Source organism: Desulfobacterales bacterium (assembly GCA_034520365.1).
Taxonomy (GTDB): Bacteria; Desulfobacterota; Desulfobacteria; order Desulfobacterales; family Desulfosalsimonadaceae; genus M55B175.
Window position 1 is genome coordinate 678,941 of record JAXHNP010000007.1, and the last position, 16,371, is coordinate 695,311.

General features: G+C 56.1%; 15 protein-coding genes. All 15 read left to right on the top strand.

What is annotated here, in order from left to right; all coding sequences use genetic code 11:
* Nucleotide 1 precedes the first annotated feature (1 nt).
* The 15 genes from U5L07_17185 to ubiG all read left to right on the top strand — a co-directional run bounded on the left by U5L07_17185 (nt 2) and on the right by ubiG (nt 16,352).
* Nucleotides 2-2,941, top strand: coding sequence for a 4Fe-4S dicluster domain-containing protein (locus U5L07_17185; protein ID MDZ7833482.1), 2,940 nt, complete (start codon nt 2-4; stop codon nt 2,939-2,941).
* Nucleotides 2,942-3,325: 384 nt separating this feature from the next.
* The gene (gene nrfD / locus U5L07_17190; GenBank protein ID MDZ7833483.1) at nt 3,326-4,639 is read left to right on the top strand and encodes an NrfD/PsrC family molybdoenzyme membrane anchor subunit; all 1,314 of its coding nucleotides are present in this window, start codon (nt 3,326-3,328) and stop codon (nt 4,637-4,639) included.
* On the top strand, nt 4,632-5,144 hold the full coding sequence (locus tag U5L07_17195; GenBank protein MDZ7833484.1) for a DUF3341 domain-containing protein: 513 nt from the start codon (nt 4,632-4,634) through the stop codon (nt 5,142-5,144). The genes nrfD and U5L07_17195 overlap by 8 nt, the downstream gene beginning before the upstream one ends.
* Nucleotides 5,145-5,147: 3 nt before the next feature.
* Nucleotides 5,148-6,341 carry a hypothetical protein gene (locus U5L07_17200; protein ID MDZ7833485.1) on the top strand — a complete coding sequence of 398 codons (1,194 nt, stop codon included), beginning with the start codon at nt 5,148-5,150 and terminating at the stop codon, nt 6,339-6,341.
* 10 nt (nt 6,342-6,351) lie between these two features.
* Nucleotides 6,352-6,981, top strand: a complete 630-nt coding sequence (locus tag U5L07_17205; protein MDZ7833486.1) for a cytochrome c3 family protein — start codon at nt 6,352-6,354, stop codon at nt 6,979-6,981.
* 64 nt (nt 6,982-7,045) lie between these two features.
* Entirely contained in the window at nt 7,046-8,419 is a 1,374-nt protein-coding gene (locus U5L07_17210) for a cbb3-type cytochrome c oxidase subunit I (protein ID MDZ7833487.1), read from the top strand.
* Nucleotides 8,416-9,357, top strand: coding sequence for a cbb3-type cytochrome c oxidase subunit II (locus tag U5L07_17215; GenBank protein MDZ7833488.1), 942 nt, complete (start codon nt 8,416-8,418; stop codon nt 9,355-9,357). Before U5L07_17210 ends, U5L07_17215 begins: the two co-directional genes overlap by 4 nt.
* Nucleotides 9,358-9,369: 12 nt before the next feature.
* The gene (gene ccoS, locus U5L07_17220) at nt 9,370-9,627 is read left to right on the top strand and encodes a cbb3-type cytochrome oxidase assembly protein CcoS (GenBank protein ID MDZ7833489.1); all 258 of its coding nucleotides are present in this window, start codon (nt 9,370-9,372) and stop codon (nt 9,625-9,627) included.
* Between the two features lie 14 nt (nt 9,628-9,641).
* The gene (locus tag U5L07_17225; protein ID MDZ7833490.1) at nt 9,642-9,917 is read left to right on the top strand and encodes a hypothetical protein; all 276 of its coding nucleotides are present in this window, start codon (nt 9,642-9,644) and stop codon (nt 9,915-9,917) included.
* Nucleotides 9,914-10,141 (top strand): hypothetical protein, encoded by a 228-nt coding sequence (locus U5L07_17230; protein ID MDZ7833491.1) that lies wholly within the window; start codon nt 9,914-9,916, stop codon nt 10,139-10,141. Before U5L07_17225 ends, U5L07_17230 begins: the two co-directional genes overlap by 4 nt.
* Nucleotides 10,138-10,665, top strand: a complete 528-nt coding sequence (locus U5L07_17235; GenBank protein ID MDZ7833492.1) for a c-type cytochrome — start codon at nt 10,138-10,140, stop codon at nt 10,663-10,665. The genes U5L07_17230 and U5L07_17235 overlap by 4 nt, the downstream gene beginning before the upstream one ends.
* Before the next feature lie 169 nt (nt 10,666-10,834).
* Nucleotides 10,835-13,387, top strand: a complete 2,553-nt coding sequence (locus U5L07_17240; protein ID MDZ7833493.1) for a cation-translocating P-type ATPase — start codon at nt 10,835-10,837, stop codon at nt 13,385-13,387.
* Between the two features lie 242 nt (nt 13,388-13,629).
* A complete protein-coding gene (locus U5L07_17245; GenBank protein MDZ7833494.1) occupies nt 13,630-14,793 on the top strand; it encodes an inositol-3-phosphate synthase in 1,164 nt (387 codons plus the stop codon).
* Nucleotides 14,794-15,639, top strand: coding sequence for a sugar phosphate isomerase/epimerase family protein (locus U5L07_17250; protein ID MDZ7833495.1), 846 nt, complete (start codon nt 14,794-14,796; stop codon nt 15,637-15,639).
* A complete protein-coding gene (gene ubiG, locus U5L07_17255; GenBank protein MDZ7833496.1) occupies nt 15,639-16,352 on the top strand; it encodes a bifunctional 2-polyprenyl-6-hydroxyphenol methylase/3-demethylubiquinol 3-O-methyltransferase UbiG in 714 nt (237 codons plus the stop codon). Before U5L07_17250 ends, ubiG begins: the two co-directional genes overlap by 1 nt.
* Nucleotides 16,353-16,371 lie beyond the last annotated feature (19 nt).

Below are 16,371 nucleotides of genomic sequence, written 5' to 3' on the forward strand. Positions count from 1 at the left end.
AATGAACCGTCGCACCTTTCTTAAAATCGCCGGCATGGGCAGCCTGGCCTTTACCGCCGGCTGCAGCCTGGAAAGCGAGAAAAAGCTTTATTCTCTTGTCAAAACCCCTTCGGATATGGTGACCGGAAAGGCCCACTGGTACGCCTCAACCTGTCGGGAATGTCCGGCCGGCTGCGGGGTGCTCGCCAAAAACCGCGAAGGCCGTGTGATTAAGCTGGAAGGCAATCCGCTTCATCCGGTCAATGAAGGTAAACTCTGTATGCGGGGCCAGGCGGCGCTGCAGGGCGTCTATAATCCGGACCGGCTTAAACAGCCGCTTCTGAAAAAAGCCGGCGGGTTTCAGCCCATCAGCCATCAGGAAGCCCGGCAGCTTTTCAGGGAAAAGGTCGATTCCGCGGCCGCCGGCGGGGCGGACCGCATCCGCATGATGACCCGGCTGGAAGGCGAAAGCCTTCTGGCGCTTTTCGCCGAATGCCTGGATGCCTGGCAATCGTCCCCGCCATTGATCTATGAACCGTTTGCCTATGAAAATCTCAAAAAAGCCAATCAGATTGTGTTCGGCGTGAATGGCCTCTGCCGCTACCGCATGGATCAGGCCGACTGCCTGGTGGGGTTTGGCGCGGATTTTCTGGAAACCTGGCTTTCGCCTGTGGAATATGCCCGCCAGTTCAAAGCCATGCATGCCTATAAAAACGGCCGCAAAGGGGCGTTTTATCACGTGGGCGCCTGCCGCACCCTGACCGGGGCCAATGCGGATGAATGGATCAAATGCCCGCCCGGGGGCGAAGCAGCCGTCTGCCTGGGAATCATCAACGCGATTCTGAATGCCGGGTCCGGCAACAGCCTTTCCCCCCGCATCCGGAATGCCATGCAGGGCATCGCCGGCCCCTATACCCGATCCCGGGTGAGAGACCTTACCGGAATTTCAATGGACCAATTCGAAGCGATGATCCGCCGGCTGATGGCCGCGGAAAAACCGCTGGTGCTGGGCACCGGGGCACTTTCCCATTCCAAATCCGATCTTCAGGCCAATATTTCGGTCAATCTGTTAAACGCCCTGCTGGACCCCGAGCTTCGGCTTCTGGATTTTAAAAACCGGCACCGGGTCGAGCAGGCCGGGGGACATGCCGAAACGGCCGACTTTTTTGAAAAGGTAAGGCAGGACGCGCCGGCAGTATTGATTTTAAACAATGTCAATCCGGTCTATAGCACGCCCGGGGGCACTGAAATTGAGGCTTTATTAAGCAGGGAAGCGCCGTTTGTGGTCAGTTTTTCCAACTTTTTGGATGAGACTTCGCAGGCCGCGGATCTCGTGATACCCGCGGCGCTTGCCCTGGAGTCCTGGGGCGAGTACGGCAGCGGGTCCGCGCGGCTTTCCACCCTGCAGCCGGCCATGCCCCCCTTAACCGGGGCGCCGCCTGTTGGCGATTTATTTTTAGAGACTCTGGGAAAAGATACAACGCGCCATCAATCCATGAAGCATTATATGCTGGCGCGCTTGGAAGGAGGCGGATTAATCACCGATCAAGCCGCATGGCTTGCGGCAATTCAGAAAGGTGGCATTTTCAGCTCACCGGCATCTGATGCCAAAGAAGCCGATGTTTCCATAAAAACCGAATTCACCGCTTATTTTAAGGACTTGATTGAGCCGGCGAAAGCAGGGGCCAACTTTATTGCGCTGCCGTCCCTGCGGTTTTTCGACGGCCGGGGCGCCAATCTGCCCTGGCTCTGCGAAATACCCGACCCCGTGACCAAAGTCGCCTGGCAGACCCCCCTGATGGTTAACCCGCAGACCGCGGCACAGAACGGCCTCTTTCACGCAAGCCGGGCTGAGATTGCCGCCGGGGATAAAAAGATAACCGCCATGGTTTATGAGACCAAGAGTGTCATGCCCGGCGTTTTTGCCATGCATACGGGACAGGGGCACTCGGCATACGGCCGGTATGCCGAAAATCGCGGCGCCAATCCGGCCCGGCTGCTGGCCGGAGAATATGATCCCGCGTCCGGCGAGCTTTTGGCAAGTGCGTCGCCGGTTTCCATCCGGAAGTTAAAAACCGGTCCGGCGCTTTCTCATACAGACGGCAGCATTGATCAGCATGAGCGAAAGATCGCGCTCACCGCCGCGCTTTCCGAATTAAGGAATGCCCCGCTGCCGAAGAAGCACGGGCTCACCATGCATGATTTTCCGCTTACCCTGCCGCTTCCCGAAGGCTATGACCCGAAGCGCGATTTTTATCCGCCCCATGACCACGAGGACTACCGCTGGGCCATGGTGGTGGATCTGGACCGCTGCATCGGCTGCAATGCTTGTGCGGCGGCCTGTTATGCGGAAAACAACCTCGGGGTGGTCGGGGAAGAGCAGGTGATCAACGGCCGGGAGATGTCATGGATGCATATCGAGCGCTATGAGCAGATCGGGGCCCCGGAAAAACTCATTTTTCTGCCCATGCTTTGCCAGCACTGCGATAACGCCCCCTGCGAGTCGGTCTGCCCGGTTTATGCCCCGCATCATAACAAGGAGGGGCTGAATAACCAGATTTACAACCGCTGCATCGGCACCCGGTTCTGCGCCCAGAACTGCCCGTATAAGGTGCGAAGGTTCAACTGGTTTGAATGGAAGTGGCCGGAGCCCCTGAATCTCCAGTTAAATCCGGATGTGACCGTGCGCACCAAAGGGGTGATGGAGAAATGCTCCTTCTGCATCCAGCGGATCAAGGCCGCCCATAACCAGGCGAAAAACGAGGGCCGCATGATAAAAGACGGCGAAGTCACGCCGGCCTGCGTGCAGACCTGTCCCACGGACGCCCTGGTTTTCGGCAGCCTCATGGATGAATACAGCCGTGTCTCCCGCCTGGTCCGGGACCGCCGGGCTTACCAGGTGATGGGCTATTTGAATACCAAGCCGGCGGTGATATATTTGAAGAAGGTGGTGCAGGGGTAGCAAGGTATAGGGTATAGGGTGTAGGGTGTAGGGAAATGGTTTATCATTTTTCCGTCTTAATCTTAATCTTACTCTTACTCTAAAAAATGGTCGTGAGTTCCTTGAAACTTTCAAGGCACACAATAATAGATGTCGTTATTCCGGACCCTTTCGCCGCTGTCATTCCGAGGAACGATAGTGACGAGGAATCTTGTTTGTAAGATTTCTCGCTGCCGCTCGAAATGACCAATCGATTGCGAGTACCAGCACGAGTACGGGTACGAACAAAAAGTTATTTTCTGCGAAACATGCCGTGATGGCGGCATAAATCGCTTTTTACGAAACCAAAAAGAGCAGGATTAAGATTAAGAGTAAGATTAAGATTAAGGCGACGAAGACGGCAGAATGGAAAAGCTAACATACGCCGAAATAGACAATACGGTTTTAAACACCCTTGAGCCGCCGACAAGGATGTACTGGACCATTGTCACGCTTTTGTTCGCCGGCGTGGTAGTGGGATTTGCCTGCTGGACATACCAGATTTTATTGGGCATCGGGGTGGCCGGGCAGAACAATCCGGTCAACTGGGGCACCTATCTTATCAATTTCGTCTTCTGGGTGGGGATTGCCCATTCCGGCACGTTAATCTCCGCTATACTTTACCTGTTACGGGCCGAGTGGCGCAATCCCATCGCGCGGGCGGCGGAAACCATGACAGTTTTTGCGGTGATGACCGCCGGCCTTTTTCCTTTTATCCACCTGGGCCGGGTGTGGATGGTCTATTACATGATCCCGATCCCCAATCAGCGCACACTCTGGCCGAATTTTCAGTCGCCGCTCATGTTCGACGTGGTGGCCATCAGTACTTATTTCACGGTGAGCGTGCTTTTCTGGTACACGGGTCTGATGCCGGACCTGGCCATTGTTAGGGATCGGGCTACGGGGGTGCGCAAAAAGGTTTTTCGGGTCCTGTCTTTGGGGTGGACGGGAAAGTATGAGCAATGGCGGCATTATTCAAGGGCTTACCTTTTGTTCGCCGCGCTTGCCACGCCCCTGGTGATATCGGTTCACAGCGTGGTTTCCTGGGATTTCGCCCTGGGCGTGATTCCGGGGTGGCACACCACGATTTTCGCCCCGTATTTTGTGGCCGGCGCCATTCATTCCGGGCTTGCCATGGTGCTGACCCTGATGATCCCCTTGCGCAAAATTTTTCATTATGAGCGGATAATTACCGGCAAGGTCCTGGAGCGGGTGGCCCAGACCATCGTCCTGACCGGGCTGATCGTGGGGTTTGCTTACGGCACCGAACAGTTCATCGCCTGGTACAGCCGAAACACCGTGGAGATGGAGATCTTCCGCTTCCGGGCGGTCGGCGGATTCGCCCTCGCATTCTGGATCATGGTGATCTGCAATACCATCATCCCGCTGCTGTTCTTTTTCAAATATTTCCGGACCTCCATCTTCTGGCTGTTTACGATTTCCATCCTGATCAATATCGGCATGTGGTATGAGCGCTATGTGATCATCATCAGCAGCGTGGCCCATGATTTCATTCCCCATGCCTGGGGGCAGTATTTTCCGACATGGGTGGAATTCGGCATCATGCTCGGCAGTTTCAGCCTGTTTTTCTTTTTATTCTTCCTGTTCGTAAAGCACCTGCCGTCGGTTTCCATGACCGAGATGAAGGAGAAAGTCCACGAGGAGGCGGCCCATGGATAATGCCAGTCCGGTGAGAGTGACCGGCCTTTTCAAGGACGAGAGCAAGGCGGCCGCGGCGATCAAAAGCATTCGGAAAAGCGCCTGGAAGCTGGCGGATGTGCACGGCCCGATCCCGAGTGAAATGATTTCTCAGGCCCTGGCCGTCAAGAAGAGCCCGGTGGGCTGGTTTACCCTGGTCGGCGGAATCATCGGGTTCATCACCGGCTACCTGCTGGCCGCCTTTACCTCCCTGCGGTGGGAGCTGATCGTGAGCGGCAAACCGGTCATGGCCTATATTCCGTTTTTTATCGTGGGGTTTGAATTTACGGTGCTGTTTTCTGTTTTCGGCAATGTGGTGGGCCTGATTCTGACCATGCAGCTGCCCGCCTACAGGGATCTGCCCGGATATTCCGCCGCCGCCTCGGGCGAGGATTTTGCCGTGGTGGTGGCCTGTGCGGATGCGGAAAAAGATTCGGTTCAAACGTTTCTGGCGAACCAGGGCGCTAAAATTGAAACAGGGCATTAAAACATGGACCCTCGGAAGACCAAAATTTTTCATATTGCCGCCGCATTGATGATTATCGGGCTTCTGGCGTTTGCCTGGCCCCTGGTGACCGGGCACCCGGAAACCGCCTGGCAGGCGTATCTCGTCAATTTTCTGCTGTTCTCGGCCATCGCCCAGGGGGCGGTCCTGTTTTCGGCCATGATGAATACCGTCCAGGCGCGGTGGAGCCGGCGGTTCGCCAATATTGCCGAGGCCTTTTCCGCGTTTTTTCCGATTTCGTTTATTCTTTTCCTTGGCCTCTTTTTCGGCAGGGAGTACGTCTTTCCCTGGCTGCACCATGATCTGCACGGCAAGGAGGTCTGGTTAAACGTTCCCTTTTTGTTTTCAAGGGATATGGTCGCCCTTTTTATTTTGTACGGCCTGGGGTTTATATACCTCTACTATGCCCTGTGGTTCAAAATAGGCCCGGACACGTCGGGAAGTGCGCTTAAAAACCGGCTTTCCCGGTGGTGGCAGAAGCGCCGGCCGGATGCGGAAAAATACGAACATCGGCGTTATGTCTTCGGGGTGCTTTACCTGCTGGCGTTTGCCGTTGTGCTCTCGCTTATCGGCTACGATCTGGTAATGGCGGCGGAGCCGCACTGGTACTCGACCCTTTTCGGGGCTTATGCGTTTATCAAGGCGATCTATATCGGCTTCGGGGCGTTGATTATTCTGGCGGCCTTTCTTCATTTAAGCAAAAATGTGCCGTTTGAGCTGAGTTCGGCCGAGTTTCTGGATATGGGTAAACTTTTTTTCGCATTCTGCCTGGCCTGGGCGGATTTTTTCTACTGCCAGCTGGTGGTGATCTGGTACGGCAATATTTCCGAGGAAACGTCATATATCATTGCCCGCACGGTTCTGGCCCCGTGGAACCGGATCGCCTGGACGGTCTTTATCGTGTGCTTTATTCTGCCGTTTCTGATTTTACTAAACCGAAAAATAAAAACCGTCCCAAAAGCCATGATCGCGCTTTGCAGCGTTGTCATTGTGGGGATGTGGCTTGAGCACTACCTGCTTTTGGGGCCGGCGCTTACCCACCACGCGGCAAGCATGCCCGTAGCGCCCGTCGAGGTCGGGGTGGCACTGGGGTTTATCGGGCTTTTGATGGCAGCGGTTTTTGCATATTTTAACCAGTTTCCGGAAATGCTGGAATCCGGCGCCGGGACATCCGAGTGATCGTATATTTATGGAAATACTTCTGATAACAGCCACCGTATTAACCATCCTTGTGATCAGCATTCTTGTCGGCACCGGCGGCAAACCCATGAAGTTCTTTACCGCCTTCGGCGAGACCATGACGGTCCTCGGCCGGAACAAGGCGCCGATTTTCTTCGTCGTCCTGGCAACCGTGGTGAGCCTGGTCTTTGTTTACCTGATTTTTATTTACCCTCAGGCCACCGCCGGCATTGAGCAGCCGATTGCCTTTTCCCACAGGGTGCATGCCGGGCACAAGGCGATTGACTGCCGTTTTTGCCATCCCTATGTGAAACGCTCGACGTATCCCGGTGTGCCGCCGGTGGAAAAATGCTTGTTCTGCCATGAGTACATCATCGCCAACCACCCGGAAATCCGGAAGGAGCATGAGTATTTCGACACCAATACACCGACCCCATGGCGGAAGGTGAATTACCTGCCGGAGCATGTGCTGTTTAACCACCAGCGCCATATACGAAAAGAGATTCAATGCGAGGCCTGCCATGGTAAGGTGGAAGCCATGGACCGGGTCAAAGGCAAGCATTTTAAGATGGGGTTCTGCCTGGAATGCCACCGTGAGCGTAATGCCAATATCGGCTGCTGGCTGGCGTGCCATAACTGAAAGATAGATTAAGATTAAGAGTAAGAGTAAGATTAAGACGGACGGAAAATAAGGAAATATTGGTTTGCCTGAAACAGAAAAGACAGTAGACAGCAGTTACATAACAGCCAAGAGCTTTTGTTTTACCTCGGCCCTTTGGATGATTGTGGCCACATTTATGGGGCTTTTGGGCGCAACCGAGCTGATTGCGCCGGATATGACGGAAAACATCGGGGGCATGGTATTCGGCCGGGTGCGGCCGACCCATGTCAACCTGGTGCTTTTCGGCTTCGTGACACCGGGGCTGCTGGCTGCGGCGTTCTACTATGTTCCCCGGATGCTCAAAACCGATCTGTTCAGCGAAAAACTGGGGGTTCTGACCGCCGTTTTATGGAATGTGATGCTGGTGGCCTCGGTCGTCACCCTTCTTTCCGGCCATTCCCAGGGACGGGAATACGCGGAGATGATATGGCCGGTGGATATCCTGGTCATATTTTTGTTTATACTGGTGATCACCAATTTTGCCATGACGGTTGCCAAACGGGAAGAGCCGCTCATTTACGTGTCCATCTGGTATGCCTGCGCAGCGGCAGTCCTGACGGGCATTACCTATGCCCTGGGCAATGTGGTTTGGGAGCCGAATGTCGGCGCGCTGGTAGGGATTCCGGATGCCATTCTGCTCTGGTTTTACGGGCACAACATTTTCGGGCTCCTGTTAACACCGCTGGCCATCGGGGTGGCCTATTACGTGATTCCCAAGGCCATCCAGGCGCCGCTATACAGCCATACCCTGTCTTTGCTGGGCTTCTGGGGACTGATCGTGGTCTACGCCCATATCGGCACCCATCATCTGCTCCAGGTGCCGGTGCCCACCTGGCTTAAGGTGGTGGCCATTGTGGATAGCATCGCCATGGTCATTCCGGTTATGGCCTTTCTGATTAACATCTGGTACACCGCCAAGGGCAAGCTGGGCGCCATTCATGCGGATATCGGCGCCAAGTTCGTGTTTACCGGCACCATCTTCTACTTTTTTGTGAGTATCCAGGGCTCCATGATGTCGCTGCCCCAGGTCCAGCGCGTCACCCACTTCAACAACTGGGTGGTGGGGCACGCCCATATCGGCGTGCTCGGGTTCTCCGGTATGATCGCCCTGGGCGGGCTCTACTTTATTCTGCCCCGTATTACCGGAAAGCCCTTGTTCAGCCGGTTTCTGGCGGATTTTCAATACTGGCTGATTCTTATCGGAACCGTGGGCTTTACCGTTATTCTAACCATTGCGGGCCTGATCCAGGGAAATGCCTGGTTAAACGGGGAAACCGTGTACCGGGTGCTGCCTGAGGTACACATGTACTACGTGATACGGGCGGCACTGGGGCTGATGATTTTTACGTCCGCCTTGATCGGGTTTTACAATATTATGCGAAGCCTTATGATGCCTGCAGGAGAATCGGCCGCATGAACATGAAGATGACCCCTGCAGTAATCTTTATCGGAAGCATTATGATTCTGGCCGCCGTGGTGGCGGTGGTGATTGTCCTTCCGTTTTATCACACCAGCCAGACCACGCCCTCCGGGATTCATCGGGAGCGGACCGAAGCCGAGGCCGCAGGCCGGGAGATCTATATCGCCAATGGGTGCGTATACTGTCACAGCCAGTCCATCCGGGTTCTGGACTGGGGCATTGGCGCGGAGCGGATCGCCCAGGCCGGCGACTATGTGGCCGACCGGCCCATCCTTTTGGGCTCCCAGCGCACCGGGCCGGATTTGTCCCAGGAAGGGGGCGAGCATCCGGATGACTGGCATATGGCACATTTTATAAATCCCCGGTATACAAGCCCCCTGTCTATAATGCCGGCGTTTAAATTCCTGGGAGAGAACAAATTGGAACTTTTGACGGCCTATGTCCAGAGCCTCGGCTTCAAGGCGGCGGATAAGCGCGTGGCACGCCAGAAGAAATGGAAGGAGGCCGCGGTTGAGGCCTATGAGAAGGGGCCGGTGAAAAATGTCGAATGGATTCATGAGCATGTGCCCAAACCCTGGCGGGAGCTGCCCAACCCGTATCCGACCAGTGAGGCGGGCCTGGCCCGGGGACACAAGGTATACCAGGATTTCTGCATCGGCTGCCACGGACCGGTGGGCGACGGCATGGGGCCGGCCCAGCCGTATATCTATCCGCCGCCGCTCAATTTTACCATTTTAAAGGACCGGGGCATTTCCGGCGGAATTCTTTATTACCAGATCATGAACGGCATTACCGGCACCGCCATGCCTTATTTTAAGAAGGATCTCGAATCCGAGAAAATATGGGAGGTCGGCAATTACGTGGCCGAGTATTTTATCAACCAGAGTGATGCGGGTGCGGAGCCCAAGGGGATTGATGCGGCCTATGAGCCGTGACAGGAGAAGGTTATGTATTTTCCGTATTTTATCACATACATGGGTTTGGGCATCGGGGTGTCGGTGATCGTTTTTATCTGGGCGCTCAGAAACGGCCAGTTCAGCGATCAGCAGCGGGCGCGGTTTCTGCCGCTGGAGGAGACGGATTATTCAAAAACCGTCAAGCCTTCCCGCATGAGCCGGTATGAAATCTATGCTTTGGCATTTCTGGCGTGCGCCGGGCTTTCGGCCAGTGCGGCGGTGCTCATTTTCGCGCTTTTTTTTCAATAGGAGAGGCATGAACCATGCGTTTTTTTGAACTTCTGGCCCATCAGCACCTGTTCATCTACTTTTTTCCGGCCCTGCTCTTTATTATTATTTTCGGGCTGTTTCTGGGCTACACCCATTTTTTCTCAGACCGCTCCGAAGAGCGGAAAAAGGAAATCATCCACCGGTTTCCGGAAGGGTTTGAAGACTGCAATGCCCCGTTTCCGCTGGGCATGACGCTTACGATCATCGGGACGGTGGTATGGGCGTTTTTTTATATTCTGGCAATCGGGGTATTTAAGGTGGCAATATGACGGAATTATCACATCAGGGGTCGCTGTTTCGATCCTGGGTCAACATTTTCCTGATGGTGGTGTTGATTCTGGCCATGGGGTTTTACGCGTTTGCCGTGATCGGCGACCGCGGCATGCCGGACTGGGACTACGGGGCGGTGGAAGACGTGCCGGCCGCGTCGCCGTATGCCGACTATGAACTGCTGCCGCATCCGCAGCACGTCAGGGGAGCAAAGGGCGAATGATTAAGCGGATCGTCGCTCTGGCGCTTTTTGCCTCGGTCGTTCTGGTCGGGATTTATGCGATCCTTACCGTGTATGACAACAACATGCGGTTTGGCCGAATGTGGGAAACCCCGGTCATCCGGCCGCGGGAAGAGCCGATTCCGGCCATGGCCGATGGCGTGGTCCCGTTTTCGGGGGGCGAAGAAATCCTTCGGGCCACACCCGATAAGGAACTCAAGCCTCCATTTGAAGAAGTTACAGAGGAGATCATCGCCGCCGGCAAAACCCAGTACCAGTATTACTGCGTCATGTGCCACGGCAAAAACTATGACGGGATGGGGACTGTCGGGCAAAGTTTTGCGCCCCTTCCCGCGGATCTTCGAAGCCCGGCTGTTCAGGACATGCCGGCAGCCTATATGTTCCGCACTATCAGCTATGGCATCCCGGGCGGCCGCCAGCCGGCCTTGCACGGCACCATCACATCGGCGGACCGCTGGCGCATCGTTGCGTTTGTGAAGTCCCTCGGCATCCGTCAACCTCAGTAGATTGCCGTCATATTTGCCGTCTTAATCTTACTCTTATATAAAATGGACCGGTTCCGATATTCACAAAAATCCATCCAGCCCCATTTTACCCTCATCCCGGCCTTCTCCCAGAGGGAGAAGGAGATAAAAGGAATCTTTTGCAAATATCATTGAATTTAAATAGCCTATCATGACCACCGAATGCTGCGACCTCTGCGGCCTGCCGCTTAAATACGGCGCGGTCACGGCCCAAATTTCCGGTAAAACCCTCCGGTTCTGCTGTTATGGCTGCCGCCAGGTGTATATAATGATCATGGAGTCAACCGATGCGGCGGACCCCGCGCAATTCAGGGAGACGGAAATTTACCAGCGCTGCGTGGCGGCGGGGATCATTCCGGGATCCCTCGAGGATTTGGAGGATCGCCGCGGAAAAGAAAAGCGGGCCCCGGCTGCGGAAAAAGCGCTGGATGAAGATGAGCCGTCCGCGGGCTCAGGGGATTATCTGCCCCTTAATTTACACGTCGAGGGGATGTGGTGCCCGGCCTGTGCCTGGGTAATCGAGGAAACCTTAAATAAGTCCAAAGGCATTAAAGCGGCCAACTGCCTGTTTTCAATGGACCGTGTCAAGCTTGATTACGATCCGGTGGTAACCTCGCCCAAGCGCATCATGGAGAGGGTCAAAAAGCTCGGCTACCAGGCCATGCCGCCCGGGGATGAAAGCAGCCGGAAGCGTTCGCGCAAAGCCTTCATCCGTTTCGGCGTTTCGGCATTTCTCACCATGAACGTCATGATGCTCTCCTTTGCGCTGTATTCCGGGTTTTTTACCGATCTCCCGAAAGCCGCCATCGCCAATATTTCATGGCCCATCGTGATTATGGCAAGCATTGTTTTTGTCTACGGCGGCGCCCCGATTCACAGAAAAGCCATTGCCGGCCTGCGGGCCGCGGCCCCCGGCATGGAGGCGCTTATCACAATCGGGGCGGCCAGCGCCTTTTTTTACAGCTTCTATAACTGGCTTCAGGGAAGCATCCATCTCTACTTTGATACGGCCTCCATGCTGATTACCCTGGTGCTTATCGGAAAGGCTGTTGAGAGCTGGACCCGGGACCGGGTTCAGGCCCAGCTGGGCAGCTTCTTTGCCCTTCAGCCGAAAAAGGCCCGGATCATCAGCGGGTCTTTTCCCGAGGGCCGGTACGCGGCGGCGTCGGCGCTTTCCGAAGGGGATATGTTCCGGGTGATGGCCGATGAGGTGATTGCCGCGGACGGCCGGATCATTGAGGGAGCCGCCCGCGTGGACGAGAGTTCGCTCACCGGCGAGGCGCGGCCGGTGGATAAAACCGCGGGCGACCGGGTGAGCAGCGGCACCCGGGTCCTCTCCGGAGACTTGAAGATCAGGGCCACAGCTGTGGGGCGGGATTCAATGGTCGGGCAGCTGACCGCGATCATGGAAAACGCGCTTGCCGGCAAAACCGGGCTTGAAGACGTGACCGACCGGGTGCTCCGGTTTTTTGTGCCGGGCATCATCCTCCTGGCGCTGGCGACCGGGGCCGTCTGCCTGGGATTTGGGCTGGGCGTTCGTGAATCCTGGATCCGGGCGATCACAGTGATGGTCATCTCGTGCCCGTGCGCGCTGGGGGTGGCCATTCCTTTAGCGCGGGTGGCCGGGATATCGCTGGCCGGCCGGGCCGGCATCCTGGTGCATGAGTTTTCGGCGTTTGACCGGATTGATCAGATCAATGCGGTTATTTTCGATAAAACCGGGACCCTTACAAAAGGGGTCTGGGAATTGCTGGAAATTGACACCCCGGAGGGACACTCAGAGGCGTCGGTATTGGAACTGGCCGCCGGGCTGGAGGCTTATTCTACGCACTACATTGGCGAGGCCATTGTCGGCGCCGCCCGGGAAAAGGGTGTTACACCGGCCGCCGCAAACGGCGCGGCGGAAACCGAAAACGGCATCTCCGGCGATATAAGCGGCCGCCGGGTCATGATCGGCGCCGCCCGGTTTCTGGCAGACCATATTCCAGATGCCGATATTATCAACAAAAGCCGGGATTTCGAATCCGGCCGGGCGGTATCCGAGGTCTATATGAGTGTTGACGGCAGAATCGCCGCGGTGTTTCGATTCGGCGACACCCTGCGGGCATCGAGCGCCGCCCTGGTGCAGGCGCTTAAGAATAAAAATATCGCCGTCTCGCTTATTTCAGGCGACGGCGGGCCGGCAACCCGGCGTGTGGCCAGGGAGCTTGGCATCACGGACGCCCATGGCGGCATGCGGCCCGAGGAGAAGGCGGAATTCGTCAATTCCATGAAAAACAAGGGGTTTCAGGTGGCCATGGTGGGCGACGGGGTCAATGACTTGCCCGCGCTCGCCTCCGCCGATCTGGGGATCGCCGTACACAGCGGCCGGCAGATCGGACGGGAGGCATCGGCCATAACCCTGATGGGCAATGAACCCCGCCAGATCCTTTATTTTTATGCGCTTGCCGGAAATGTGACCCGAACCATCCGGCAGAATTTGATTTTTTCATTTATATATAATATCGTCAGCATTCCGATTGCCATGAGCGGACTTTTAAATCCCCTGGTGGCGGTGACGGCCATGATGCTCTCAAGCCTCAGCGTGACCGGCAATACCCTGCGCTTAAGTACCCGGGCCGCCAAACATCGGGAAAAGCAACAGGCAGAGGAGACAAAGGGGGAGGCGGTGCCGGCGGCGTCGTTTGCCGGGGCAGGGAAATAATGTTTTCGCTTCGCCATTGTTCGCACTCGTACACGTACACGTACTCGTAATCGGCCTTTAAGTATCCCGATTACGAGTACGAGAACCGTCCCGCTCACGCGGGACTGAGTACGATTGAGTCAGGCCGATTCCTTAAGTCCCCTTCTCCCTCTGGGAGAAGGCTGGGATGAGGGTAAAAATGGCGGGAATTAATCGGGATTAAGATTAAGAGTAAGATTAAGACGACGGAAATGGGATAATCCATGACAAATAGTTCCAATAAAGGCGTATTGATACTCGCTGCAGGCATCAGGGGGGCGATCGGATCGACCCTGGCGGCGGCGGTATGCGCGGTAAAAGATAACCCGGACCTGATTCTGCCCTACCTGATGACCGGCGAAAAGTTTGACTGGCTGGGCAAGCCTGTGGATACTGAAATCGCCGGCTGGGATATAAGCGAGGGTTCTATAACCGATGCGCTTGCCCGGCAGGGGGTTCTGCAAAAAGGCATCTGGCGCCCCTATGCGGAAACTATCGACCGATTGCCGGTAAAGGCGGCCCCGGAACCCGGCGCGCCGCTGAAAGCGCAGGTCGAGCAGATAAAGGCGGAAATAAAGGCATTTATGGGGGAGTTTCCCGATCATGCCCCGGTGCTGGTAAACCTCCTGCCCGCAGGGAACTGCCATGATCTGGACCGGTTTTTAAATCTTTCAGACCTCTATGCCGCGGTCAGCGAGCCGCCCATTAGCGATATTCCCTATGTGCTGGCGGCGGTGGAAGCGGGCGTGCCGGTGGTCAATTTTACGCCCAATGCTGTTGAGATCCCGTCGGTCGTCAATACCGCCCGGGAAACCGGCGTTCCCATCGCCGGCCGGGACGGAAAAACCGGCCAGACCTACTTCAAGGTGGTCCTGGCGGCCGCATTCCGGGCCCGGGCCCTGTTTGTCAACGGGTGGTACAGCCTGAACATACTGGGCAACGCGGACGGCGAAAACCTGATGGACCCGGAGCATGCCGCATGCAAGCTCGAGAACAAGACCGATGTGCTGGCGGATGTGCTGGGTTATTCTCCCGGCATGCGCCAATACGGAAAATCCGCCCACAAGGTGCATATCGATTACTACCCGCCCCGGGGCGATGCCAAAGAGGCCTGGGATGTAATCGATTTTGAGAGCATTTTCGGGCTGCCCATGAGTCTTCGCTTAAACCTCCAGGGCCGGGACTCCATTCTGGCTGCGCCCATGGTGCTGGATCTGTCGCGCTGGGCGGCGGCAGCGAAAACAGCGGGGTGTGCGGGCCTCATCCCGGAGCTTGCCTTTTACTTTAAAAAGACCTTCGGGGATGCGCCGGCAAGCTTTGAAGGCCAGCTGGCGGCACTCGACAATTTTGAGAATGATTTAAACACCCGGGTGAGCAAGGAGTTTTAAATGATATTCGGCTACAGCACCAATGCATTCACCCAATACAGCATTGCCGAGGCGCTCAGAAGAATCGCGGCCTTAGGATTTGCCGGAACGGAGATCATGTGCGACCGGCCCCACCTGTATCCGCCGGATTTTGATCAGGAGGCGCTTGACGGTATCAAACAGGTGCTTGATATAAACAATCTTCGGGTTACCAATCTAAACAGCTTCACCCTGTTTGCCGTGGGCAACACCTATCTGCCCTCCTGGATCGAAGAGCAGCCGGAGCGTCGCCTGGTCCGCATTCAGCACACCCAGCAGTGTCTGCATATCGCAAAGACCCTGGGCTGCCGCAACATTTCGATTCCCCCCGGCGGCCCCCTGACCAATGGGACCCGAAAAGAGGCCATGGAGCTTTTTCACCAGGGACTGGAAAGCGTCATCCCGCTGGCCGAAGAGCTCAACATCAAACTCCTGGTGGAGCCGGAGCCGGATCTTTTGATCGAGCGAACCGAGGAATTCAGGGAGTTTATCAAGGATGTCCATTCCCCGCAGGTGGGCATCAACTTTGATATCGGCCATTTCTTCTGTGCCGGTGAAAACCCGGCCCATGCCCTGGAAGATCTTTTTGAATGGGTCGGCCACGTTCACCTGGAAGATATCGGAAAAAGCCGGATACATCACCACCTGGTACCCGGAGACGGGGCGGTTGATTTTGCCGAAGTGTTTCAAACCATGAAGCGGCTGGGCTATGGCGGGGATATCACCCTTGAGCTCTATCCCTATGCCAACGGGCCGGAAGTGGCCGGCCGTGCCAGCCTTGAGTTTATCCGGCCCCTGTTTGCCGAGGCCGGGATTGATATTGCCTGATGGACCCGGCGGAAAAAAATATCGATGACGCCGAGATCCGCTATTTTGAGCATCACGCGGCCGACTGGTGGCAGCGGAAGGGAAGCCTTAAGGCGCTTCATGACATAAATCCCCTGCGCCTTAAGTATGTTGCCGACCGCGCGGACATCGCCGGCCGCGAGGTTCTGGATATCGGCTGCGGCGGGGGGATCCTCTCAGAGGCCCTGGCGCATGCCGGCGGCCGGGTGACCGGCATTGATCTGGCCCCATCCGCCCTTTCCGCCGCCCGGGCCCACCGGGAAATTTCCGGGCTCTCCATTGACTACCGCGAGGCCTCGGCCGAACCCCTGGCCATGGAGATGCCGGAGCGCTTCGATATCATTGTCTCTATGGAATTGCTGGAGCATGTGCCGAATCCCGGCTCCGTTCTGGCGGCCTGCGAGCGTTTGGCCAAGCCCGGCGGGGATATTTTCCTGTCCACCATCAACCGGACCTGGCTTTCCCGGCTGATGGTGATTCTGATTGCCGAATATGTGCTTGGAATTGTTGAAAAAGGGACGCATCACTACCACAAATTTATCCGGCCCCGGGAGCTTGAAAAGTGGGCCTGCGAAGCCGGGCTTTCCGTGCTCGACTGCTCGGGGTTTCTGTATCTGCCGTTCATGGGCCGCGCCTATCTGACCCGGTCCGCCCCGATGAACTATATGTTGCATCTGAAGAAAACCGGCGAGTAAGATTAAAACGAAACAGGAT

What these genes read in the sequence shown, in the direction of transcription:
- U5L07_17235 (MDZ7833492.1), top strand. Translation starts at nt 10,138, where the DNA reads ATGATTAAGCGGATCGTCGCTCTGGCGCTTTTTGCCTCGGTCGTTCTG.
- U5L07_17185 (MDZ7833482.1), top strand. Translation starts at nt 2, where the DNA reads ATGAACCGTCGCACCTTTCTTAAAATCGCCGGCATGGGCAGCCTGGCC.
- ubiG (MDZ7833496.1), top strand. Translation starts at nt 15,639, where the DNA reads ATGGACCCGGCGGAAAAAAATATCGATGACGCCGAGATCCGCTATTTT.
- U5L07_17230 (MDZ7833491.1), top strand. Translation starts at nt 9,914, where the DNA reads ATGACGGAATTATCACATCAGGGGTCGCTGTTTCGATCCTGGGTCAAC.
- U5L07_17195 (MDZ7833484.1), top strand. Translation starts at nt 4,632, where the DNA reads ATGGATAATGCCAGTCCGGTGAGAGTGACCGGCCTTTTCAAGGACGAG.
- U5L07_17200 (MDZ7833485.1), top strand. Translation starts at nt 5,148, where the DNA reads ATGGACCCTCGGAAGACCAAAATTTTTCATATTGCCGCCGCATTGATG.
- nrfD (MDZ7833483.1), top strand. Translation starts at nt 3,326, where the DNA reads ATGGAAAAGCTAACATACGCCGAAATAGACAATACGGTTTTAAACACC.
- U5L07_17205 (MDZ7833486.1), top strand. Translation starts at nt 6,352, where the DNA reads ATGGAAATACTTCTGATAACAGCCACCGTATTAACCATCCTTGTGATC.
- U5L07_17250 (MDZ7833495.1), top strand. Translation starts at nt 14,794, where the DNA reads ATGATATTCGGCTACAGCACCAATGCATTCACCCAATACAGCATTGCC.
- U5L07_17225 (MDZ7833490.1), top strand. Translation starts at nt 9,642, where the DNA reads ATGCGTTTTTTTGAACTTCTGGCCCATCAGCACCTGTTCATCTACTTT.
- U5L07_17245 (MDZ7833494.1), top strand. Translation starts at nt 13,630, where the DNA reads ATGACAAATAGTTCCAATAAAGGCGTATTGATACTCGCTGCAGGCATC.
- ccoS (MDZ7833489.1), top strand. Translation starts at nt 9,370, where the DNA reads ATGTATTTTCCGTATTTTATCACATACATGGGTTTGGGCATCGGGGTG.
- U5L07_17215 (MDZ7833488.1), top strand. Translation starts at nt 8,416, where the DNA reads ATGAACATGAAGATGACCCCTGCAGTAATCTTTATCGGAAGCATTATG.
- U5L07_17240 (MDZ7833493.1), top strand. Translation starts at nt 10,835, where the DNA reads ATGACCACCGAATGCTGCGACCTCTGCGGCCTGCCGCTTAAATACGGC.